Genomic DNA, 21,517 nt, shown 5'->3' with positions numbered 1-21,517 from the left:
GATTACTTGCAGGCGTAGGCCTTGCCCACCCATTCGTTGGTCATGCTGGTGCCGCGCTGCGACCACACCACGTCGGTTGCCTGGAGCCGTACGGCGTCGTTCATGGCCCGCGCCTTGGCGTTCTTGGAGCCGACGCTGGCGCTCAGGCCGACGAACACGGCATCGGAACCATGGACCTCGCCCAGCGACCGGCATTGCTTGACATTGCTGTCGCTGACTTCACGGATGGTATTCGACTGCATGGTGGTGCAGGCGGCGAGCATGGCCAGGCTGGACAGGCAGGCGAGGGTCAGGATGGTTTTTTTCATGATGATGAGAAGGTCATTCAAGTGATGGAAGCAGGGCGGAATACCGCCCTGGAAAGTGTTACCGCGCGTCTTACCGCATGGTCTGGGTAGCGAGCACATTGCCCTTGCGGTCGACCAGTTCGATTTTCAGGATCTGCGCCAGCACCGTCTTGTTGCTGACGTCGGCCTCCTGCACGAAGCCATAGACCACCGTGCGTGGCGATTCATACTTGCTGCGCAAGCCTTCGATCACGCGCGCCTTGTCTTCTTCCGGAACGCCGAGGTAACGGAAGTCGGCGCCGTTGTTGAAGCCGAGCTTGTAGCTGCTGTTGTCATTGAAGTAGCGATACGAGCCTTTTTCCCACACCGAGGAATCGAGCGGAAAGCCCTTCTGCTCGAAGTCGTACTTCTGGATCGAGTCGGCGATTTCCAGCTTCACGTAACGCTGCTGGGCCGCTTGCGCCACGCCGGCGTCGATCTTTCCTTTCAGTGCCGTGAGCAGGTCGTTTTTCTTGAACTCGTCCGAGGCCGAGCGGTAGTCGCGCGAATAGACGGTGGCCACCTCGTTGTAATCGATCGGCATGCCGGCGATGCCCAGGTAGGCAAACATGATCTGGTTGCCGCTATCGAGTTCGACATAGCTGCTGGCCGGCGTGTTCGGATCGCCCTTGGGCAGGCTGGCGAGCGCCTGTTTCCTTGTTTCTTCCTTTGCCTGTTCCGCCATCACGGCAGGTTGGGCGGCGTCGGCCAGGTTCGGCGTGGCCGCGCCATCGGCCGGGGCCTTGTCCTTGCATGCGGCCAGGCCGGCCAGCAGGGCGATGGCCAGCAGCGTGGCGAGTGGACGGCGGACGAACGGGAGTGCGTGGTGGGACATGATGTTCCTTGATAAGAATGATCGGGTTGGTTCAGGCCTTGGCGGCCAGGAATTTCATGAGGCCGCGGCCGGCCAGGTAGAGGCTGGCGAACAGCGACAGCCAGGCGCCGGCGCCGAAGGAAATGGCGCGCATGGCTTCGCGCAGCATCATGCTGCTGACGCTCTCGGCCATTTGTGCGGCCTGTGCGCCCCCGAAGATGCCGGCCGCGCCCTGGGCCTGCTTGACGCCGTCGTTGATGCCGACATAGAACATCAGCACGACCAGCAGCATGAAGGCCAGCGGCAGCAGGCCGCCCAGATGCGCGCGCTTGTCGGCCCAGACCTGCGGCAACAGCGGGCCGAGCAGCGCGACGATGCACAGGAAGCCGTAGATGCCGCTGCTGGCGCCGCCGCCGCTGAGCCCACTCATCAGCCCGGCCGGAGAATTGAGCACGCCGAGCAGCTTCCACAGCGACATGCCGACGCTATACTGGGACGACACTTGGACCGCGATGGTGTTCAAGAAGAACCAGCCCACCAGCAGCACGCCCATCGCCACCAGGGTCGGCATGCCGAAGCGCGCGCTCAAGCCCGCCGCCAGGGCGCCGCCCTTGGCCTTGGCTGCCTGCAGGGCCAGGTCGGCCTGCTCCTTGGCCAGTTGCGCGTCGGCCACCGGCATCACCGCGGCCAGGCTGCCCGCTTCATCGAGCGACACATCGACCACCATGCCGACCCTGGGGGGCTGGTCGGATTTCCAGTGCGACTCCAGGGTGAATGGATGCTGGTTGCCGCCGCTGCTGAGCAGGCCGGGTCCGGCGTTGGTGTCTCGCAAAATCTTGCCGCGATGAGTCATGATGGTGATCCCTCTTCTGGTTTGCCGTACTGCGAGCGCAGTCTGTCGCTGTGTGATTCACTGGCCAGAACGCAGCCGTGTGCATGTTTTTCAGAAATTCTTCAAAAATATTCACTGTGCATGCTTTGCGACTTCGCGGTCGACAAAACCCGACCGGCGGACTCATAATCTTTCTTATGGTCACCACACCCGCCCCCACAACGCTGTCCGACGCCGGCGCCAAGTCCTGATGCGCCGCTGGCTCCTGGTCCTGGCGTGGGTTGCCGGCGCGGCCGGCGCGTCCGAGCGCCACGCACTCCTGGTCGGGGTATCGAGCCCGCCGGCGCTGCCGCGCAGCGCCTGGCTGGACGGACCGCGCCATGACGTCCCGGCCATGCGCAATGCCTTGCAGGCGCAAGGCTTCGCGGCGTCGCGCATCGTGAGCCTGGCCGATGGCGTCGACGGCGCGGCGGCGCCCACCCGTGATGCCATCCTGGCCCGGCTGGCGCATTACGCCAAGACGCTGCAGGCGGACGACGTGCTGGTCATCTACTGGTCCGGTCACGGGCTCCTGATGCCGGGCCGGCCCAGCCTGTGGCAGACGCCGTTCGGCCAGCAGGTGCGCCTGCTGGCGCAGGATGCCCGCGTCGATGGCCGCAACCACCAGCTCACGGGTACCGTCAGCAGCGCCGACATCGGCCATGCGATCGACGCCCTGGCGGCGCGCCGGGTCCAGGTCGTGGCCATGTTCGACACCTGCCATGCGGCCGCCAGTACCCGCGGCGACGCCGGCCTGGCCTGGCGCGGCCTGGCCAGCCCCGTGCTGCGCACCTCGCCACGGGCGATGAGCGTAGCGGGCCGGCCGGCATCCGGCGCGAGCACGTCGCCGCCGGCATCCGCGGCCGGGCCGCGCGAAAGGCCGCTATTCATTGGCTTCTTCGCCGCCGAATCGCTGCAGCGCAGCGCCGAGGCGCTCGCCAGCGACCATCCCGGCCAGGCGCGCGGCATTTTCACGCGCGCCCTGATCGCCGGCCTGCGCGACAATCCGGCCAGCTACCTGGCCTGGGCCAGCCTCACCAGCGCCTACTACCGCCAGGCCTTCGACGAGCGCCAGCTACCGCCCAGCGCGCGTCCGTCGCCGGTCTACGCCGGCGCGCTGGAACATGCGCTGTGGACGGCCGCCGTATCGCCGGCATCCTGGCCGGTGCGCCAGGATGGGCGCGGCTGGTACGTGCCGTATGGCCGTCTCGACGGCCTGCGGGTGGACGACGTCCTGCAGCGCGGCGCCGACGCCTGGCGCGTGACCGGGGTAGGCTGGAACGAGGCGCGGCTGGCGGCGTCCGGCCAGGCCACCGCCGGCTGGGCCAGGCGCCTGCCTGCACCGGCCCAGGTGCCGGCATTTTCCGTGCTGGAGCGACGCCGCGGCGCGAGCACGGTCGACCTGTCGCTGCCTGGCCAGGCCTCGCTACGCCTGCGCGTGCCGGATGAAGAAGTGCCCGCCCTGCGCGCCCGCGCCACAAGCATCGCCACCGTGCTGGCGCTGCCGTCGACGGCGGCAGCAGCCCCGCTGCTGCAGGCGCGCATCGAGGTCACGCCGCCCGGGCAGGGCCTGGCCGTCAGCCTGCCCTTCGTCGACCGCGACCTGGGGCCGCTGGCGCCCGGTACGCGCCTGCGCGTGATCGTGGAGAATGGCGGAGAAAACCCGGCCGATGCCGGCATCGTGCACCTGCCGCTGACCGGGCCTGCCACCCGCGTGTTTCCCCGTTTCGAAGGCGACAGCAACCGCCTGCCGCCGCACTCTGGCCGTTTCGAGCGCGCGTTCGAGGTCACCGCGCAAGACGCGGCCGCGGCGCCGGAATGGCTGGTGCTGGTGGCCGCGCCGGCGTCCAATGGCGCCATGCCGCGCCGCTTCGCCCTGTTCGACGCGCTGCGCGATCCTGCAAGCCAGGAGGCCGAACGCGGCGCGGCGCTGGCGGGCGGCCGTCGTCCCGAGGCGGCGCAGGTGGCGCGCGTCAGCTGGCAGGTAGCAAACGGAGGTGGACAATGAAGCGGCGTATCTCGTTCGGCGCCGGCGTGCGCACGCTGGGACTGGTGGCGTGGCTGTGCGTGGCGCCGCCGGCCATCGCCGCCAGCTGCCAGCCCGCTGCCGGCGCGCTGATCGAACAGGGCTTGCAGGCCTTCAACAAGGCACGCTACCCGGAGGCGGTCGACTTGTACGAACAGGCGCTGCGCCTGTGCCGCGCGGCCGGCGACCGGCACGGCATCTCGGCCAGCCTGCTCAGGTTCGGTTCGACCCTGCACCACGTGCACCGGTATGCCGAGAGCGAGGCCGCCCTGCTGGAAGGCTGGGCGCTGCGCCAGCAACTGAGCAGCGGCCCGGAGCCCGACGATCCGGAACGCGAGCGCATGTACTACCCGTCCGAGCTGATGTACCTGTACCGCCAGTGGAGCCGCTACGACCTCGCCTGGGAGTGGGGCGAGAAGGCGCTGCGCGCCAAGGCCAGCCTGATTGGCACCAAGGCCAGCTCCTACGGCACCACCCTGTCGAATATGTCCGGCATCGCCATGATCACGCGCGAATATGCGCGCGGCCTGCCGTATGCGCGCGAAGCCATGGACATCTGGGAGGGCACCTCCGGCACCGACAGCACCGACCACGCCTGGGGCATGCGCGACGTCGGTGTATTGCTGCTCGGGCAGGGCAAGATGCAGGAGTCGTATCACTACCTGGAGCGGGCCTACCGGATCCGCCTGGCGGCATTCGGCCCGGACCGCACCGAAACCCAGACCAGCGTCCAGGACATGGCGGCCTGGCATACGCAGGCCGGCAACGACGCCGCCGCGCTGGGCTATGCCGAACTGGGCCTGGCCAGCGCGATCCGGCGCTTCGGTCCCGATGCGGTGGACATCAGCTACGCCCTGTCGCGCGTGGCCCGCATCCACCTGCGCCTGGGCGAGACCGCGCAGGCGGCCAGCGAGGCCGAACGGGTGCTGCACCTGCGCCGCACGGCGCTGGGCGAGCACAACGCCCAGACCGTGAACGCCTGGCAGGATGTCGCCAAGACCCAGCTCGCCAACAACCGCCTGGGCCGCTCGGCAGCGGCGGCGCAGGCGGCGATGCGGGCCTGCCTGGCCATGCCGGGCGCCGTTGCCGCCTCGTGCGTGGCCCACCAGCTCGATCATGCCCGGGCGCTGCTGGCGCTGGGCCAGGCCGGCGCGGCGCTGGTTGAAACCGAACGCGCCGCGACGCTGGCGCGCAGCCACGGCGAGCTCGATGGCGACGAACGCAGCGCCATCATGCTCGGTGCGCAGGCGCTGCGCGCACTGGGGCGCCAGGACGACGCCGAGCGGGCCCTCGCCGAGCTGGGCCGGCGGGTGGACGCGCTGCCCGATCCAGCCGCCAACGGCCAGTTCGAGATCGCGCTGGCGCTCGATGCGGTGCGCGCCGAACGGGGCGGCGCCGACCTGGCCGCGCTGGCCGCACGCAGCAGCGCGCTGGCGCAGCAGGTGGGCGAGCAGCGCGGCTTGTCCAACCCGGCGTATGCCAGCGCGCTGCTCGATGCCGCCGCGCTCAATGCGCGCGGTCCCGACCGGGCGCTGGCACGTGCGCACAGCGCGCGCGCCATGGCGATCGGCCTGGCCAACCACGCCACGCTGCTGCAGGCCCGGGCCGCGGCCCAGCTGAGCGAACTCGACGGGGGCGAACACGCCGTCTTCCTCGGCAAGGTGGCCGTCAATGCCTTGCAGGCGGCGCGCGAGAACACGACCGGCCTGCCGGTCGAGCAGCAGCACAGCTTCGTCCAGCTGAAGAAAGAGGCGTACCAGCGCCTGGTCGACCAGTTGCTCGACCGGCGCCGCATCGGCGAGGCCGAGCGCGTGCTGGCGATGGTGGAGGACAACGAATTCCACGACCTGGTGCGCAGCGCCGATACCGCGGGCGAGCAGGATGCACGCGTCGTGCGCCTGCGTTTCGACGGCATCGACGCGGCCCCCGAACGCCGGTTCGCCCTGCGCGCACGCGCGCTGGAGCAGGCCGCGCAGGCGCTGGCCCAGGCCAGGGCGCGCCAGGCGCAGGGCAGCGCCGACGGGCCGGGCGAACTGGCGGCGGCGCAGGCAGCCATGCAGGACTTGCTGGACCAGGCCACGCTGGAGTGGGGCGGGCCGGCGCAGCCAGTCGGGGTGGCGGCCGCCGCGGCGAGGGAAAAGGCGTGGGCCAGCCCGGGACGCGCCACGCTGGCGCCGGGCCGCCTGCACCTGACCTACCTGGTGGGCGAACAGCGCATCCGCCTGGTGGTCCAGCACGACAGCATTGCGCGCGTCGTGACGCTCGACATCAATGAGGCCGACCTGGTGCGCGATATCGCCCGGTTGCGCAGCCTGGCCCAGAACCCCGGCAGGGATCCGCGGGCGCAGGCGCAGCGCCTGTTCAGCCAATTGCTCGCACCGGTGCTGCCGGAACTGGCGCAGGCGCGCACCCTGACGCTGTCGCTGAACGGCGTGCTGCGCTACCTGCCGTTCGCCATGCTGCACGATGGCCGCCAGTGGCTGGTCGAGCGCCTGCCGCTGCAGGTGACGGGTAGCGCCGATCTCGACGCCGCAGCGGCAGGGACGCCGGCTTCGGCGCGGCCAAGGTCGGTGGCCCTGTTCGGGCAAAGCCAGGCCAGCGGCGAGCTTCCGGCCCTGCCATTCGTCGCGCGCGAGCTGCAGGCGGTGGAAACGATCGGCAAGACAGAGCGGATTTCCAGCACGACCTACCTCGATGCCGGCTTCACCGCCGATGCCCTGGAGCGCGCCCTGCAACAGAGCAGCATGGTGCACATCGCCAGCCACTTCGTGCTGCGCCCGGGACGCGACGACGGCTCCTACCTGGTGCTGGGGAACGGGCAGCAACTGAGCCTGGCGCAACTGGCGCAGGCGCGCTTCAGTTTCGCCGGGCTGGACCTGCTGACGCTGTCGGCCTGCGAAACGGCGGTGCCGGCCGGTGTCGACGCCAGCGGCCGCGAACTGGCCGGCCTGGCCTGGCTGGCCCGCGAGCGCGGCGCGCGCCACGTGCTGGCCAGCCTGTGGCGCGTATCCGACCGCTCCACCGCCGCGCTGATGACCGATTTCTATGGGGAGCTGGGCCGCGGCGCCGGCAAGCCGGAGGCGCTGCGCGCGGCCCAGGTGCGCCAGATCCGCCGTGCAGCGCCTGGCGGCGCCGCGCGCGGCCTGAAAGCCATCGATGAACCGGTAGATAAGCCTTCCTACGGCCATCCGTATTACTGGGCCGGATTCACGCTGCTCGGCACTTGAGCGGCGACCGGCCCATCCCGGGTCAGAACGTATAGTCCGCCTTCACGTACGCCGAACGGCCATTCATGCCGAACGGGCAGGTCTCCCAGCAGTGCGTGAAGCCCATCTGCGGGAACGGCGCGGCGCGCACCGGATCCCAGCGCTTCGGATAGGTGTCGAACAGGTTGTTCACGCCGGCCGACAGCGACAGCTGCTTGTTGAAGGCATAGCGGCCGGTCAGGTCGACGATCCATTTTGCCTCCCAGGTCTGCACGAACGGCGCCGTGAAGCCTTGCCCCTGCACCTCGCCGAAGTAGTTGGCGCGGGCGGTTACGTTCCACGGCCCGGTGGTGTAGTCGGCCGACACCACGTGGTGCTTGCGCGGCTGGCCGCGTTCGATCAGCGTCACCTGCGCATCGTCGAACAGCTGGGCGCCGGTGAGCACCGGCGACTGCGAATTGCGGGCGTCGACCTCGGTCTTGTTGAAGCCCAGCTGGCCCGACAGCACCAGGGTCGAGCCCTGGCCTTTGATCGTCTGCTGCGCCACCAGGTCGAAACCGGTGGTGGTGGTGTCGATCGCATTGGTGAAGAACTGGGCCTGGCCCACGCGCAGCGGATCGAGGATGGAGCGGATCGGGCAGGAGGCCGGCGTCGGGCAAGGGCCGGACTCGGGCGCGATATTGCTCGAGAAGACGATGCGGTCGTCGATCTGCGTGCGGTACACGTCGGCCGTCACCGAGAAGCCCTGGGTCGGGCGCAGGATCATGCCGATGCTGGCGCTCTTCGAGGTCTCTTCCTTCAGCGGGGCGATGCCGAAGGCGCGCGTGACGGCGCTGTCTTCGCGCGCGGTAAGGGTTTCGGTCAGAACCCCGGCCGCGTTCAGGTTGGTCGAGACCGAGCTGTAGAACTTTTGTTGCACGCCCGGCGCCCGGAAGCCGGTCGAGGCGCTGGCGCGCACACCGACCGTGCGGCTCGGGTCCCAGCGCAGGCTCAGCTTGCCGATGGTGGTGTTGCCGAAGTCCGAATAACGTTCGTGGCGCGCTGCCGCGCCGAGCGTGACGCTGTCGCCGAACCTGCGCTCCAGGTCGAGGTAATAGGCCGTGTTGTGGCGGCCATCGTCGACCGCGGTGGCCGGTGTATAGCCGGGGAAGCCCTGGATGCCGGAGGCCGCGATGCCGCCGTTCTGGTCGCGAATGATGATGGCCGGATTATTGGTGCGGCCGTACTGGTACGAGACCGGGTCGCCGGCCTCGATCTCGTAGTTGTCGCGCCGCCATTCGAAGCCGGCGGCGACGAACAGTTCTCCGCCCAGCACGTTCACCGGTCCCTTGAAGTCGAGGTTGAAGGTGGTCTGCTCGAACTTGAGCGTGCCGGTATCGGCCGACGTCGGCGACGCGCCGTTCTCGTACCAGTAGCTGACGTTGATCGAGTTCCGTTCGTGGAATTTCAACTGGCTGCGGCCGTGGTTGACGCTGGCGTCCGCGCTCCAGCCGTTCGGCAGGTCGTGGCGGTAGCCGACCGCCAGCGAGGCATCCTGCACGGTGGTCACGATGTTCGGCAGGAAGCCGTTCGGATACACGGCCGGCACGTTGCGCGAGTCTTCCGCGGGGCGGAAGAAGCCGCCCGAATCGCCCTTGCGCTTCGAGGCGCCACCGAAGGCATACAGCTCGCCGCCGGCGGTCGGCAGGGCCGAATTCATCCACAGGTAATAGTCCTTGGCATTGCTGTCGCCGAGGCGCTGGGTGACGCGAGGCGGGTTGACGCGCAGGGTGTCGGGACCGGCGCGGTTGGTTTCGTCGCGCTTGCGCGCCTCGACCGACAGGTTCAGGTAGCCGCCATCCTGGCCCAGCGCGAAGCCGCGGTTGGCGCTGGCCGAGTAGTTGTCGCCGTCGCCTTCATCGGTGGTGCCGGCGCTGGCGCTCAGGGACCCGTTGGCGGCGCCCTTCTTGAGGATGATGTTGATCACGCCTGCGATCGCATCGGATCCGTACTGGGCCGCGGCGCCGTCGCGCAGCACTTCGATCGACTGGATCGCCGACAGCGGGATCGCATTGATGTCGGTGCCGGCCGAGCCGCGGCCGATGGTCTGCTGCACGTTGACCAGGGCCTGCTGGTGGCGGCGCTTGCCGTTGACGAGCACCAGCAACTGGTCCGGGCCCAGGCCGCGCAGGGTGGCGGGGCGGATGATGTCGGTGCCGTCGCTGACGAACGTGGAGGTGAAGTTGAACGACGGGTCGAGGTTTTGCAGCACCTTGCCCAGTTCGAGCGTGCCGGCGGTTTGCAGGTCCTTGCTGTTGATCAGGCCTACCGGGACCGCGGTATCGAGCGCGGTCTTGGCCTGGGTGCGCGAGCCGAGCACCACGACTTGCGACATGCCGTCGTCGGTTTGCTGGGCGCCGGCGGGCGCGAGCGCCGCCATCAGGGCCGACGCCAGCAGGGCGCGGCGCGGCAGTGTGTTCCTGGTCATCCTCATTCTCATTCCCATATCCCCTGCGTTGATGTTTGTCATGTCACTCTGTCATTCGAGTGTCATTTGATCTTAGCAATGGGTTTTGGAAAGAAAATACGAAGCAATTGAATTAAGTAAATACGATCGTGAAATTTTGAGGAAACGTCTCCAAAAAGCTACGGACAATCGTTCTTCATAACATTTTCATGAGTGTCGGGTAATGCGCTGAGCGTAAAGAAGTTTTTGCTGAGAAATGTTCTAGCAACTGTTTGCTGGATTGTTACGTTCTTTAACAAGATTTCCAATGGTGCGCTGCCGTAGGGCTATAGCATGGGGTTTGAAGCCGGCGCTTTCGCCGCACATCGTAGGCAGCCACATCATGATCCAACGACGAATCGACGAGCGGACCGCGCTCGCAACCGAATATGCGTTGTTCCTGGCCGAGACGCGCGGCGTGTCGGCCGGGCTGGTGTATCTGGAGAGCTGCAATGTCTCACGAGGGATCCTGCTGCGCGCCATCCAGGATCCCGCCGCCCGCCGCCGCGGCGAGCGGCGCCAACGGCAACGGAACGACTAGATGAATATCACCCAGCTATGCAAGCGCTACGGCCTGGAACATCACGGCAGCCTCGAAAGCGCCTGGGACGCCCACGGGCCGACCGGCATCGTGCTGATGCAGCTCTGGCACGCTCCCAATCAGAAGATCCACGACCATCCGCTGCCCGGTGCGCAGCTGCGGGTGCTTTGCTCCCATGCCGCCGACGGCGAAGGCGCCAGCGAAGAAGCGCACGATGCCCGCGTGCGCAGCATCGCGGCGGTGGAAGAGGGCGCGCGCGGCTATGCCGCGATGTCGATCCCGCCGACCGAATCGCGCGGCGCCGGGGCCTGGGCCAAGTATGCCAACCTGGAGCGGGTGTTTCCGGTGCTGGCGCTGGAACGCGAACCCGGCGGCGCGGTGTTCGCGGTGCTCGGCGCGCCGGTACCGGCTTCGGAGCTGGGCGTGGATGGCCACCGGCCGGGGCGCCAGCCTCCAACGCCGCGCCATAAACTCACGCGTGGTCGCGCATCCACTCTTTCAGGCCGTTGACCCAGTTCCTGGCCGGCAGGTTCAGGCGCCGCCTGATCTCGCCGGCGCGTTCGTACAGCACCGCGAAGTCGATCTCGGGCGCATCCTTGAAGGCCAGCACCACCACGTTCGCATCGTGCACCTCGGGCAGCCAGACGACGGCGTCGAACACCTGATCCATGTGCAGGAAGTTCTTGTCGTAGTTGCCGTAGTCGCCGAACACATTGGCGGTCATGATGCCGCCCGGCGCCAGGCAATCGTGGCAGCCCTGGTAGAACTCGACCGAATCGAGCACCGGGCCGCGCGCGTCCTGGTCGTACAGGTCGACCTGCAGCACGTCGAGCGTGCCGTGGTTGGCCGGGTCGAGCACGAAGTCGAGCGCGTTCATCTCGCGCACCGTCAGGCGGGCGTCGTCGTCGGGCAGGCCGAACAGGGCGCGGCAGATCGCGATCACATTCGGATTGAGTTCGACCGCCGTGACGCGCGCGTCCGGAAAGCGCGCGTGGCAGAAGCGGGTCAGCGCGGCGCTGCCCAGCCCGAGCTGGGCGATATGGCGCGGCGCCCGCTGGAACAGCGTCCACATCATCATCATCTGCACGTATTCGAGCTCGATCGTGTCCGGCTTCGCGATGCGCATCGCCCCTTGCACCCAGGAGGTGCCGAGGTGCAGGAAGCGCACGCCCTCGAATTCGTCGATGGTGGCGGGCGGATGGCCGGGCTGGGCGAAACGGGGATCGATGGCGGATGGCGGCATGGCGGGACGGACTTCAGGCAAAGCCGATCTTACCAGAGACCGTTCACGGCACGCCGTTGCCGCACCAGGCGGCGAAGCCGGGACGCTCGCCGAGGCGCGCGTACCAGGCCGCCAGGTGCGGATAGTCGGGCCGCGCCATCGGCGTCATCAGCCAGCGGTTGACCGACAGGCCGAGCACGATGTCGGCCAGCGAGAAATCCTCCCCGGCGACCCAGGGGCCATGCGTCGCCAGGTGGGCGTCGAGCAGGCCGACGTGGCGGTTCCATCCTGCGACGCCGGCTTCGATCAGCGCCGGGTCCCGATGCGCTGGACTGCCCCGCACCAGCGCCATGAAGGCGTAGCGCCAGGCGGTGTTCAATTCGGTCGCCTGCCAGTCCATCCACTGGCTCACGCGGGCCCGCGCCTGGGCATCAAGCGGCAGCAGCGCAGCGCCGCCGTGCTGCTCGCACAGGTAGCGGCAAATGGTGTTCGATTCCCACAGCACGAAGCCGTCGTCGACCAGCACCGGCACCATGCGGTTCGGGTTCAGCGCGGCGTGGCCGTCGCGCCAGTCTTCGCGCACTAACGGCAGTCCGAGTTCGGTGCAGGTCCACAGCACCTTGCGTACATTGATCGAGGTGGCCTTGCCGATGACGGTCAGCATGCTGTCCTTTCAGGAGGATGGAGAAGGCGTCGGCAGCGCCGGCAGGAACAGCGTCACCGCCAGGCCGCCGCCGTCGCGGTTAGCGAGCAGGATGCGGCCGCCGTGGGCTTCGGCGATCTCGCGCGCCAGCGCCAGCCCCAGGCCGGTGCCGCTGCGCTTGGTCGAATAGAAGGGCACCAGGGCCTGGGTCAGCACCGTCTCGCTCATGCCGCTGCCGCGATCGAGCACGTCGATGCGCAACTGGTCCTGCACGCGCCGCACCTGCAGCACGACATCCTCGGGCTTCGAGCCCGATTCGTGCGCATTCTTGAGCAGGTTCAGGAGCGCCTGCTCGAACTGGGCGGCGTCGACCCAGGCCGCGTCAAGCGGCAGCTCGCCCTCGACCCTGAAATCGACCTGGCCGGCCAGGCGCGCGACCAGTTCCGGCCACGGACAGGCTTCCAGGCGCGGCGACGGCAGCTTGGCGAAGCGCGCATAGCCGAGGATGAAGGTCTCCAGGTGGCGGGTACGCTCGCCGATGGTCGAGAGGATCTGCGGCAGGCGCTCGACCTGGCCGCGCCGCACCAGTTCGGCGCCCGAATGGGCGAGCGAGGCGAGCGGCGCCAGCGAGTTGTTGAGTTCATGGCTGATCACGCGGATCACCTTCTTCCAGGTCTGCACTTCCTGGCGCCGCAATTCCACCGTCAGGTGGCGCAGCAGCAGCAGCTCGTGGCGCCGTCCATTAAGGTTGAAGGTGCTGCGCGCCAGGTGGTAGACCTCTTCGTTTTCGCCTTCGCCGGTGTTGAACAGGCCGTCGCCACCACGCGCCAGTGCGTCGCGCAGCGCCGGCGTCGCCTCGTCGAGCACCGCGCGCAGCGCATGGCCTTCCAGTTTGCGGCCATGCGACAGCAACTGGCGCGCGGCGACGTTGGCGTAGACGATGACGCCGTCCTGGGCGTGGGCGTTGGAATCGGCCACCAGCAGCATCGCCACCGGCGTGTTCTGCACCATCGAATCGAGCAGCAGTTCGCGCTGTGCCAGGCCCAGGCGCTGCTCGCGCAGCACGGCGCCGAGCCGGTTGTGGGCCGCGATCAGGTCGCTCAACTCGTCGTTGTGCGGCCAGTGGAGGCTGAACGAGAAGTCGCCGTCGCGGTAGCTGTCCACCGTGCCTTCCAGCGCGCGAAACAGCGACAGGATGGGCTGGACCTGGGTGCGCAGGGTGATGATCGCGACCGGCAGCAGGCCGAGCAGGCACAGGCCCGCGACCAGTACCGGCCGGCCTGGGAACAGAGCGTCGAGGCCGAGCGCGGACAGCATGCCGAGCGCCAGCAGGGTGCCGACCAGCGCCGACAGGCGCGTGACCAGCGAAAACCTGGTCTTGGCCGGCGCCTGGTTCATGGGCGGGCGATCCCTAGTCGCTCCATGCGGCGGTACAGCGCCTGGCGCGACAGGCCAAGCTCGTTCGCCGCCTGCGCCACCACGCCGCCGGCGCGCGCCAGCGCCCCCACGATGGCCTCGCGGTCGGGCTCCGACTCCTGGGCCGGCAGGCTGGCGGCCGGCAGGCCGAGGTCCGCCACCTTGATGGTGTCGCCGCTGGAGAGCAGGTTGGCGCGCGCCATCACGTTCTTCAGCTCGCGCACATTGCCGGGCCAGGCGTGGGCCGTCAATGCCGCTTCGCTCGCGGGATGCAGGGTCTTGCCGGGCGCCAGGAACGAGCGCGCCAGCGGCAGGATGTCGCCTGGACGGGCGCTCAAAGGCGGCAGGCGCAGTTCGATCACGTTCAGGCGGTAGAACAGGTCTTCGCGGAAGGTCCCGGCGCGGATCATCGCCGCCAGGTCGGCATTGGTGGCGCTGATCACGCGCACCTTCACCTGCCGCTCGCGGTTCGAGCCGAGCCGCTCGAAGCGGCCGGTTTCCAGCACCCGCAGCAGTTTCATCTGCCCGGCCAGCGGCAGGTTGCCGATCTCATCGAGGAAGAGCGTGCCGCCGTCGGCCGCCTCGAACTTGCCTTCGCGCGCCTTCGAGGCGCCGGTATAGGCGCCGGCATCGGCGCCGAACAGCTCGGCCTCGATCAGCTCGGACGGCAGGGCGCCGCAGTTGAGCACCACGAAGGGACCGGCGGCCACCGTCGAATTGGCCTTGATGATCTCGGCGATGCGCTCCTTGCCGGTGCCGTTCGGGCCCGTGATCAAGACCGGCACATCGGCGCGCGCCACCTGGCAGGCCAGGTGCAGCACGCGTTCGGTAGCCGGGTCTTGCCACACCAGGCCGCGCAGGTCGAAGTTCTGTTCGAGCTCGCTTTTCGCCTTGCGTTCGCGCTGCAGGCGGCTGGCAAGCAGCCGGTTGGACTGGCCCAGTTCGATCAGGTTGCTGACCGTGGCCAGCAGGCGCTCGTCGTTCCACGGCTTGGACAGGTAGTCGGCGGCGCCCAGCTTGACCAGGTCGACCGCCGCATCGAGGTGGGTCCAGGCGGTGAGCAGGATGACCGGCAGGTCGGGATGGCGCAGGCGGATCTCGCGGAACAGGGCCACGCCTTCCTCGCCCGAGGTGGTGTCGGCCGTGAAGTTCATGTCCTGGATTACCAGGTCGACCGGTTCTGTCGCGAGCAGGGCCAGGCCCTCCTCGGGCGAGGCCGCGCGCAGGGAGGCGATGTCGTGCAGCGAGAACAGCACGTCGAGCGCCATGGCGACAGCGGCGTTGTCGTCGATGATGAGAACTGTGGGCATGGTCGCTAGCATAGCATTGGCGCGTGATTGATTTGCCGTCAGCGCTGGCGGCGGGCGGCGAGCAGGGGTGTCAGGCGGTCGGGGACGCCGGGAATGCGCTCGATGTACGGGTAGCGCAGCGTGCCGCGGTAATCGAGTTCCACGCTGCGCCGGCGGCCTTGGGCCTCGACTTCGAGGGTGATCGGCGCGGAGTGCGCTGCGGCGACGCGCCGCACGAGCAGGTCGATGTCGAACGGCGCGCCGTCGACCGACACGATCTTCGCGCCTGGCGCCAGGCCGACCCGGAAGGCGGGGCTGTCCCACGTCACCGAGCGCAGGCTGCCGTTGCGACGGACCTGCACACCGATCGAATGATCGAGGTTGCTGACACCGTCGATCTGCTCTTCCTGTTGCCAGCTGGCGCTGGGCGTGGCGCGCCAGGCCAGGCGCCAGCCGCTGCGCGCCAGGCCGGCCAGCGCTTCGGCGTCGTCATGGGTGTCCAGGTGGCGGTCGAGGAAGGCGCGCCAGTCGTTCGGCGCCAGGGCATCGAGCGTGTTCACGATCTCGTCCATGTCGTACGGCACCGGCGCCGGACGGCCGTCGGTCGCGAAGAAGCGGCGCGCGAAATCGTCCAGGCCGCGCTGGCCGCCGGTCAGTTCGCGCAGGCGCGCTTCGACGTGCAGCCAGAGCAGGGCGCCTTCGAAGTAATAATCCTGGCGGCGCTGCCAGTCGCGCCATTCGACCGGGCGGCCGGACATGAACAGCGGGTCGTTGGTGCTGTCGCGCAGGGTCTTCCAGGCGCGCGCACTGCGATTCGCCACCAGCGCGGCATCGATCGCCAGCCGGTCGAGCGTGTGTTCCAGGCTGCGCTGTCCGGCGCGCGCGGCCAGGATCCGCCCCCATAATTCGGTCTGGCCTTCGTACAGCCACAGCAGGCTGCCGTCGACGGCGGTGTTGTAGTCGGCGACGTGCATGTCGGCGGGAAGGCGGAAGCGTCCGTTCCAGGCGTGCACGTATTCATGCGCGATCAGGTCGCGGTTCGGCAGTTGCCGGTCGAGCGCGGTGAAGTAATCCGCCGGCAGGAAGTTCTCTCCCTGCTCGAGGTGCTCGATCCCGCCGCCGGCGGTATCGTCGTCCAGGATTGCGAGCGCATGGTAGCGCCGGAACGGCGCCGGCCCGAACACCAGGCCGGTCTCCTCGACCAGCGCCTGCAGGCGCGCGATTTCGTCCCCGGGCACCGCCAGGCCGCGCGGGTCGCGGCTGACGATGTCGAGTACCACCGGTTTGCCTTGTGGTGACGACAGCGGAATCACGCGCCGGTGGCGCGCTGCGTAGGCCGGCGCATCGACCAGCGCCTCCAGCGAGGTGGTGCGCAGGGCGATCTTGCCGCCGTCCTGCCGCTCCACATCGAGCGCGCCGGCCAGCGCCAGCCCTGGCGGCACTGTCAGCGCGACCCGGACCGGGATCGTGCCGGTGGGCCAGCCGGCCGGGTACAGCAACAGGCGGTGCCAGGGCAGCGAGACCAGGTCAGGCTTCAGCAGCGCCTGGCGCTGCGGCGCCAGGTACTGGAAATCGACCGTGATCGCGCGTGCGCCACTCGGCACGACCAGGTGGAAGGCATGCGGGGCCCGTGCATCGCGGCGCCAGGCGAGCGGCTTGCCGTCGGCCTGGATCCGCAAGCCCGCCATTTCGGTGACGCTGGCCGTCGGCGCATGGCTGCCGACTTCCCACTGCGGGTACAGGAGCGTCAGCGCGCCGGAGCGCTGGACGGGGATCGATTGGCGGACGTTGAAGATTTGCCGGTCGACGTCGGTCGCGTCGACCGCCAGTTGCACGACGCCGGAAAATGCCTGCTTCTCGGCGTGCGCTGGCGTGCATGCAAGGACCAGTACCGCAGCCAGCAACCCCGCATGGTTGGACATGGTGTTCAGGATCGGGGCCCCAGTATCAGGTGCTGCGGGTCGCCATCGCCGGCGAGATGCTGGCCGCGCGCCATGCCGGCCCATAGGCCGCGAGGATGCCGATCGCCCAGAACAGGAAGGCGCCGCCGACCAGGTACACCAGCGGCAGGCGCGTCATCTCCAGCTTGCTCACCAATAGCTGGTTCAGGCCGACGCCCAGCAGCACGCCGCCCAGCACGCCGCCGCTGGTGATCATGACATTCTCGACGATGAAGTAGCGCAGGATGTCGATCTTGCGCGCGCCGAGCGCGCGCCGCACCCCGATCTGCTTGCGGCGCTGGGTCACCCACAGGCTGGCCATGCCGACGATGCCGCTGCAGGTTACCAGCAGCAGCAGCACGCTCACCGTGATCAGCATCCACGACAGCGACACATCGGCGCGGTAGCGGCGCTGGCGGTCTTCTTCGGTGGTGCGAGCCTGCAGCAGCATGGGCGTGGCCGAGGCCTGGCGCAGTGCGGCCTCGGCTTCCTTCATCACGCGGTCGCGCTGGCCGGTTTCGGCGCGCACCGCGTACAGGTTGCCGGGCAGGCCATAGTAGCGCGCCGGCTCGATGACCGAGAATTCGCCTTCGTCGCCCACCAGCGCGTGCGGGGTCTGCAGGCGATCGACGACGCCGATCACCTGCACTTCTTCCGCGCCGTCGCCGGTGCCGAAGTAGAAGGTCTTGCCGACCGCCGATTCGCCGGGCCACAGCTTGTCGCCCATCGGCTTGCTGATGATCGCGATGCGCGGGCGTTCGCGGGTCTTGGTTTCGTCGATATCGAGGACTTCGTGCGGCTGGAAATCGCGGCCCTCGACCAGCTTCAGCCCCAGGGTCTTGACCAGCGCATCGTCGGCGCTGTACGTGGATGCGTAGCCGCTCTCGCGCTGCTGGCGGCGGTCGATCGAGATGCTGCTGTTGTTGCCGCTGCGGGACAGCGGCATCTGCGACGTCTGCGATGCCGACACCACGCCGGGCACCGCGCGCAGCACGTCGAGTTCGCGCTTGAGGTCGGCCAGCATCTGCTCGGGCGTGTCCGTCTTCAGGCTGCGCACGGCGAGGTGGAATACGGCGGTTTCGTCCTGCATGCCGGACGGCCGCGCGGCGACCGTGCGCCGCTCGTTGACCACGTGCAGGGCATTGGCCAGGATCGCCAGGCTGAGCGCGACCTGCATCGCGACCAGGATCGGGCCGGTCTTGTTGCGCAGCAGGCTCGATAGAATCGGGCGGATTTCCATGATGCTTCTCCCAGGAGCTTATTGTGATTTGAGCTGGATGGCGGGCGTGACCTGGCAGGCGCGCCAGGTCGGCAGCAGGCCCGCGACCACGGCAGCGGCGACCGACATCACGAAGGTCAGCGCCAGCATCTGCCAGTCCATGCGCGCCGCGGCCGCCGTGGCGTCGCTCTGCATGCCGATCAGGGCCAGGGCGCCGAACGCCAATGCGAGTCCCATCACGCCGCCGGCCAGGCCGATCACGCCGGATTCGACCAGGAACTGGCCGAAGATGTCGCGGCGCGAGGCGCCCAGCGCGCGCCGGATGCCGACTTCGGAGGCGCGCACCGAGAATTTCGCCAGCAGCAGGCCGATGGTATTCACCAGGCACAGGACCAGGAAACCGAAGGCCAGCCAGGCCGACAGGCGGGTATCGTTGCCGACGACCTTCTGCTTTTCCATCCATCCCATGACGTCGTACAGCATGTTCGGCGCGGCGCGCTGCAGGCGTCCGAGCTTGCGCTGCTCGCTGGCATAGTTGTCGATGAAGTTCTGCAGCTCGGCGCGATCGAGGCTGGACCGCGTCTCGAACCAGAACTGGATCCAGGTGCACTCCGACGCCAGCAGGCCGGCGAAGCCGGCGTCGCGCGAGGCACTGCAACTGAGGCTGCCGTACACGCTCAGCTCCTGGGCGATCGCGGTGGAGAAGGGAATCATGATTTCCTCGCCGGTCGATGCACGTCCGCCGCCCACCAGCTTGTAATAGCGCGTGACCGGCGCCCAGTTGTCGATCACCCCGGCCACGGTGAAGGGCTGGCCGCCGACCCGCAGCGACTTGCCGACCGGGCTGGCCGTGCCGAACAGCTTTTCGGCGATCTCGCGGCCCAGCACCACGACGTTGGCGCCGCGCGCATCGTCCTGCTCGCTCCATGCCTGCCCGTGCAGGAACGGCACGTCGAACATGGCGAAGAAATCGCGCGTCGGCGCCAGGCCGATGGCGCGGAAGGCAGGAATGTCGCTGCGCGGCGGTTCGACCGGCAAGGCGATGCCGAACACCGCCGTGCGCCGCTCGCCCTGGCCACTCCTGAGCATGTTGACCGCATCCTTGTAGGTCATCTGCAGATCGTCGGGGTCGGCGCCGGGGATGTAGTCGTCCTTCTGGCCGATGTCGAACTGCGGCACGAACAGGCGGTCGCTCTTCGACGGAATCGGGTCGCCCGACATCACGTGCAGGATGGTGAGCGTCGACACGCTGGCCGCCACGCCGATGGCCAGGGTCAGCACCATCAGCGCGGTGAGATAGCGGTTGCGGCGCAGGCTGCGCACGCCGAGCTTGAAGTAATAGCCGAACATGGCCGCTCCTTATGCGGTTGCCTGGTTGTGCTCATCCACCAGCGTCGGCGCGCGCCGCACCAGGTCGGACACCTGGCCGTCGATGATGTGCACGTTGCGGTGGGTGCGCACCGCCAGCTCGGGGTCGTGGGTCACCATCAGGATGGTGGTGCCGGCGGCATTGATTTCTTCGAGCAGCTCCATCACGCCGCGCGCCATCTGCGTATCGAGGTTACCGGTCGGTTCGTCGGCCAGCAACAGCTTGGGACTGCCGGCCAGCGCGCGCGCGATCGCCACGCGCTGCTGCTGGCCGCCCGACAGCTCGGCCGGGTAATGCTTCATGCGCGAGGCCAGGCCGACCTTGGATAGCGCGTCCTCGATGCGCTCCTTGCGTTCGCGCGCATTGAAGCCGCGATAGCGCAGTGGCACGTCGACGTTGTCGAACAGGTTCAGGTCGGGGATCAGGTTGAAGCCCTGGAAGATGAAGCCCAGCTTTTCGTTGCGCAGGCGCGAGCGGGCCGCGTCGTCCAGGCCTTGTACATTGACGCCGTCGAGCACGTATTCGCCCGAGGTAAATTCCTCGAGCAGGCCTGCGATGTTCAGGAAGCTGGTCTTGCCCGAGCCGGACGGACCGGTCACGGTGACGAATTCGCCCTGCCGGACGTGGATCTCGAAGCCGCGCAGCGCGTGGGTCTCGATCATGTGGGTGCGGTACACCTTGCTCAGGTTGGTCATGCGCAGCATGGATGGCTCCTCGAATTGGATGGCGATTACTGGTTGATCGATACGGTGTTGGCATTGTCGAAGGCGTCGGTGCCGGCCACCACCACCTTGTCGCCCGGCTTCAGGCCGGACAGGATCTCGACCGCCGAGATGCTGGTGGCGCCGACCTGGATCGGCGTGCGCACGGCGATCCCATCGCGCACTACGTAGGCGTGGCGTCCGCCTTCGTTTTCCAGGAACGGGCCGCGCTGCACCATCAGCACGTTCGGCTTTTCCTCGATCAAAAGGCGCGCGCTCACGCGCTGGCTCTGGCGCAGGCCCTTGGGCTGTTCGCCGTCGAAGCGCACCCGCGCCAGCACCTGGTTCTTGACCACTTCGGGCGACAGCGCCGACAGCTTGCCGGTGGCGCGGCCGGTGGGCAGGGTGATCTCGGCGCTCATGCCCAGGCCCAGGTCGCCGGCATAGGTCTCGGGCACCTCGACCTCGACTTCGAGCTTGGACAGGTCGACCAGCGTCATCAGCGGCGCATTGGCGATGACCACCATGCGGTTCTGGACGTTCAGGGTGCCGATGAAACCGTCGACCGGCGCGCGCACGGTCAGTTCGTCGACCCGGCGCTGGGCATTGGCCATCGACAGGCGCGCGCGTTCCATCTCATTGGTCTTGGTGCGGATCGCCAGCTGGACGTCGTCGCCTTCGAGCGCGGCGGCTTGCGCCGCATGCCTGGCGCGGATGCCGGCCGAGTTCAGCGCATCCTGGGCTTTCTGGTAGTCGATCTTGGCGATGATGCCGACCACGCCCACGCTGTCGTAGCGCTCCACGGTGCGCTGAGCCGACAGGCGTTCGATCTCGGCGGTGTCGGCCTCGCGCTTGGCCAGCAGCTTCTGCTTGCTGGCCAGGATCTGCTGGCGCGCCACTTCGGCCTTGAGCTGCTCGTAGGTCGAGACTTCGCGCTTGAGTGCATCGGTCAGGTCGGGCGATTCCAGCACCGCCAGCACGTCGCCCTTTTTCACCGTGTCGCCGGCGGCGACCTTCAGGTTGACGGTGGCGGGGGCGGTGGAATACAGGGTCGGGCTGACGGCGGCCACCACGCGGCCGTTGACGGCGGCGTCGCGCACCAGGGTGCCGCGGCCGACTTCGGCGATGCGCACGCGGCTGGCGGAGACGGATTGCTCGCTGCCGCTCCAGGCGGCGTACAGGCTGGCGCTGACGGCGACCAGGGCGGCGGCGCCGCCGATCAGCAGCGCGCGGCGCTTGATCTTGTGGCTGGCCGGCGGGGTGACGACGGCGTCTTGTTGGGATGTATCGCGGATCATGTGGTGTCCAGTAACGACGGGTTTCCTGTCGTTAATGCATGATCCGTGCCAGCGTTTAAGTCATTGATTCATAAAGAGGTGTCCGGACGGACAACGCTGTCCGCGGCGTCCGTCCGGTCTTTACGCGGACGTACGCGGGCATAGCCGCGAG

Annotated in this window: 17 protein-coding genes; 4 read left to right on the top strand and 13 right to left on the bottom strand. The window is 68.3% G+C overall.

Features of this window, described 5'->3' with window-relative positions; all coding sequences use genetic code 11:
• Nucleotides 1-2: 2 nt before the first annotated feature.
• The 3 genes from Q9246_RS22425 to Q9246_RS22415 form a co-directional block, all read right to left on the bottom strand.
• Nucleotides 3-308 (bottom strand): hypothetical protein, encoded by a 306-nt coding sequence (locus Q9246_RS22425; RefSeq protein ID WP_306393166.1) that lies wholly within the window; start codon nt 306-308, stop codon nt 3-5.
• A gap of 70 nt (nt 309-378) precedes the next feature.
• Complete coding sequence (locus Q9246_RS22420) at nt 379-1,161, bottom strand: hypothetical protein (protein ID WP_306393165.1); 783 nt, start codon at nt 1,159-1,161, stop codon at nt 379-381.
• Between the two features lie 31 nt (nt 1,162-1,192).
• A complete protein-coding gene (locus tag Q9246_RS22415) occupies nt 1,193-1,972 on the bottom strand; it encodes a hypothetical protein (protein ID WP_306393164.1) in 780 nt (259 codons plus the stop codon).
• Between the two features lie 250 nt (nt 1,973-2,222).
• Here Q9246_RS22415 and Q9246_RS22410 point away from each other — a divergent pair, with 250 nt between their 5' ends.
• Nucleotides 2,223-4,019: a caspase family protein gene (locus Q9246_RS22410; protein WP_306393163.1), complete on the top strand. Its 1,797-nt coding sequence runs from the start codon at nt 2,223-2,225 to the stop codon at nt 4,017-4,019.
• Nucleotides 4,016-7,264, top strand: a complete 3,249-nt coding sequence (locus tag Q9246_RS22405) for a CHAT domain-containing tetratricopeptide repeat protein (protein ID WP_306393162.1) — start codon at nt 4,016-4,018, stop codon at nt 7,262-7,264. The genes Q9246_RS22410 and Q9246_RS22405 overlap by 4 nt, the downstream gene beginning before the upstream one ends.
• A gap of 22 nt (nt 7,265-7,286) precedes the next feature.
• Here Q9246_RS22405 and Q9246_RS22400 read toward each other — a convergent pair whose 3' ends face one another.
• A complete protein-coding gene (locus Q9246_RS22400; RefSeq protein ID WP_306393160.1) occupies nt 7,287-9,710 on the bottom strand; it encodes a TonB-dependent receptor plug domain-containing protein in 2,424 nt (807 codons plus the stop codon).
• A gap of 361 nt (nt 9,711-10,071) precedes the next feature.
• Between Q9246_RS22400 and Q9246_RS22395 the strand changes: the two genes are divergently transcribed.
• Nucleotides 10,072-10,269, top strand: a complete 198-nt coding sequence (locus Q9246_RS22395) for a hypothetical protein (protein ID WP_306393159.1) — start codon at nt 10,072-10,074, stop codon at nt 10,267-10,269.
• The gene (locus Q9246_RS22390; protein ID WP_306393158.1) at nt 10,270-10,779 is read left to right on the top strand and encodes a hypothetical protein; all 510 of its coding nucleotides are present in this window, start codon (nt 10,270-10,272) and stop codon (nt 10,777-10,779) included.
• Here Q9246_RS22390 and Q9246_RS22385 read toward each other — a convergent pair.
• The 9 genes from Q9246_RS22385 to Q9246_RS22345 are packed head-to-tail and all read right to left on the bottom strand — an operon-like array spanning nt 10,742 to nt 21,366.
• A complete protein-coding gene (locus Q9246_RS22385; RefSeq protein ID WP_306393157.1) occupies nt 10,742-11,512 on the bottom strand; it encodes a spermine/spermidine synthase domain-containing protein in 771 nt (256 codons plus the stop codon). The genes Q9246_RS22390 and Q9246_RS22385 overlap by 38 nt on opposite strands.
• A gap of 43 nt (nt 11,513-11,555) precedes the next feature.
• Nucleotides 11,556-12,155 (bottom strand): glutathione S-transferase family protein, encoded by a 600-nt coding sequence (locus Q9246_RS22380; protein ID WP_306393155.1) that lies wholly within the window; start codon nt 12,153-12,155, stop codon nt 11,556-11,558.
• Between the two features lie 9 nt (nt 12,156-12,164).
• The gene (locus Q9246_RS22375) at nt 12,165-13,532 is read right to left on the bottom strand and encodes a sensor histidine kinase (RefSeq protein ID WP_306393154.1); all 1,368 of its coding nucleotides are present in this window, start codon (nt 13,530-13,532) and stop codon (nt 12,165-12,167) included.
• Nucleotides 13,529-14,860: a sigma-54-dependent transcriptional regulator gene (locus Q9246_RS22370; protein WP_306393153.1), complete on the bottom strand. Its 1,332-nt coding sequence runs from the start codon at nt 14,858-14,860 to the stop codon at nt 13,529-13,531. The genes Q9246_RS22375 and Q9246_RS22370 overlap by 4 nt, the downstream gene beginning before the upstream one ends.
• Nucleotides 14,861-14,898: 38 nt before the next feature.
• Nucleotides 14,899-16,761: a M61 family metallopeptidase gene (locus Q9246_RS22365; protein WP_306393151.1), complete on the bottom strand. Its 1,863-nt coding sequence runs from the start codon at nt 16,759-16,761 to the stop codon at nt 14,899-14,901.
• Between the two features lie 25 nt (nt 16,762-16,786).
• The gene (locus Q9246_RS22360; RefSeq protein WP_306393149.1) at nt 16,787-18,019 is read right to left on the bottom strand and encodes an ABC transporter permease; all 1,233 of its coding nucleotides are present in this window, start codon (nt 18,017-18,019) and stop codon (nt 16,787-16,789) included.
• Between the two features lie 18 nt (nt 18,020-18,037).
• Nucleotides 18,038-19,348, bottom strand: coding sequence for an ABC transporter permease (locus tag Q9246_RS22355; protein ID WP_306393148.1), 1,311 nt, complete (start codon nt 19,346-19,348; stop codon nt 18,038-18,040).
• Nucleotides 19,349-19,357: 9 nt separating this feature from the next.
• The gene (locus Q9246_RS22350) at nt 19,358-20,071 is read right to left on the bottom strand and encodes an ABC transporter ATP-binding protein (RefSeq protein ID WP_306393146.1); all 714 of its coding nucleotides are present in this window, start codon (nt 20,069-20,071) and stop codon (nt 19,358-19,360) included.
• A gap of 26 nt (nt 20,072-20,097) precedes the next feature.
• Nucleotides 20,098-21,366, bottom strand: a complete 1,269-nt coding sequence (locus tag Q9246_RS22345) for an efflux RND transporter periplasmic adaptor subunit (protein WP_306393144.1) — start codon at nt 21,364-21,366, stop codon at nt 20,098-20,100.
• Between the last annotated feature and the right edge of the window lie 151 nt (nt 21,367-21,517).

This window comes from Telluria beijingensis (assembly GCF_030770395.1).
GTDB classification, from domain to species: Bacteria; Pseudomonadota; Gammaproteobacteria; order Burkholderiales; family Burkholderiaceae_D; genus Telluria; species Telluria beijingensis.
The sequence above is the reverse complement of the archived record's forward strand: the minus strand, read 5'-3'. Positions and strand labels throughout refer to the sequence as shown.

What these genes read in the sequence shown, in the direction of transcription:
- Q9246_RS22380 (WP_306393155.1), bottom strand. Translation starts at nt 12,155, where the DNA reads ATGCTGACCGTCATCGGCAAGGCCACCTCGATCAATGTACGCAAGGTG.
- Q9246_RS22370 (WP_306393153.1), bottom strand. Translation starts at nt 14,860, where the DNA reads ATGCCCACAGTTCTCATCATCGACGACAACGCCGCTGTCGCCATGGCG.
- Q9246_RS22385 (WP_306393157.1), bottom strand. Translation starts at nt 11,512, where the DNA reads ATGCCGCCATCCGCCATCGATCCCCGTTTCGCCCAGCCCGGCCATCCG.
- Q9246_RS22400 (WP_306393160.1), bottom strand. Translation starts at nt 9,710, where the DNA reads ATGACCAGGAACACACTGCCGCGCCGCGCCCTGCTGGCGTCGGCCCTG.
- Q9246_RS22405 (WP_306393162.1), top strand. Translation starts at nt 4,016, where the DNA reads ATGAAGCGGCGTATCTCGTTCGGCGCCGGCGTGCGCACGCTGGGACTG.
- Q9246_RS22390 (WP_306393158.1), top strand. Translation starts at nt 10,270, where the DNA reads ATGAATATCACCCAGCTATGCAAGCGCTACGGCCTGGAACATCACGGC.
- Q9246_RS22420 (WP_306393165.1), bottom strand. Translation starts at nt 1,161, where the DNA reads ATGTCCCACCACGCACTCCCGTTCGTCCGCCGTCCACTCGCCACGCTG.
- Q9246_RS22360 (WP_306393149.1), bottom strand. Translation starts at nt 18,019, where the DNA reads ATGGAAATCCGCCCGATTCTATCGAGCCTGCTGCGCAACAAGACCGGC.
- Q9246_RS22365 (WP_306393151.1), bottom strand. Translation starts at nt 16,761, where the DNA reads ATGTCCAACCATGCGGGGTTGCTGGCTGCGGTACTGGTCCTTGCATGC.
- Q9246_RS22350 (WP_306393146.1), bottom strand. Translation starts at nt 20,071, where the DNA reads ATGCTGCGCATGACCAACCTGAGCAAGGTGTACCGCACCCACATGATC.
- Q9246_RS22425 (WP_306393166.1), bottom strand. Translation starts at nt 308, where the DNA reads ATGAAAAAAACCATCCTGACCCTCGCCTGCCTGTCCAGCCTGGCCATG.
- Q9246_RS22395 (WP_306393159.1), top strand. Translation starts at nt 10,072, where the DNA reads ATGATCCAACGACGAATCGACGAGCGGACCGCGCTCGCAACCGAATAT.
- Q9246_RS22410 (WP_306393163.1), top strand. Translation starts at nt 2,223, where the DNA reads ATGCGCCGCTGGCTCCTGGTCCTGGCGTGGGTTGCCGGCGCGGCCGGC.
- Q9246_RS22345 (WP_306393144.1), bottom strand. Translation starts at nt 21,366, where the DNA reads ATGATCCGCGATACATCCCAACAAGACGCCGTCGTCACCCCGCCGGCC.
- Q9246_RS22375 (WP_306393154.1), bottom strand. Translation starts at nt 13,532, where the DNA reads ATGAACCAGGCGCCGGCCAAGACCAGGTTTTCGCTGGTCACGCGCCTG.
- Q9246_RS22355 (WP_306393148.1), bottom strand. Translation starts at nt 19,348, where the DNA reads ATGTTCGGCTATTACTTCAAGCTCGGCGTGCGCAGCCTGCGCCGCAAC.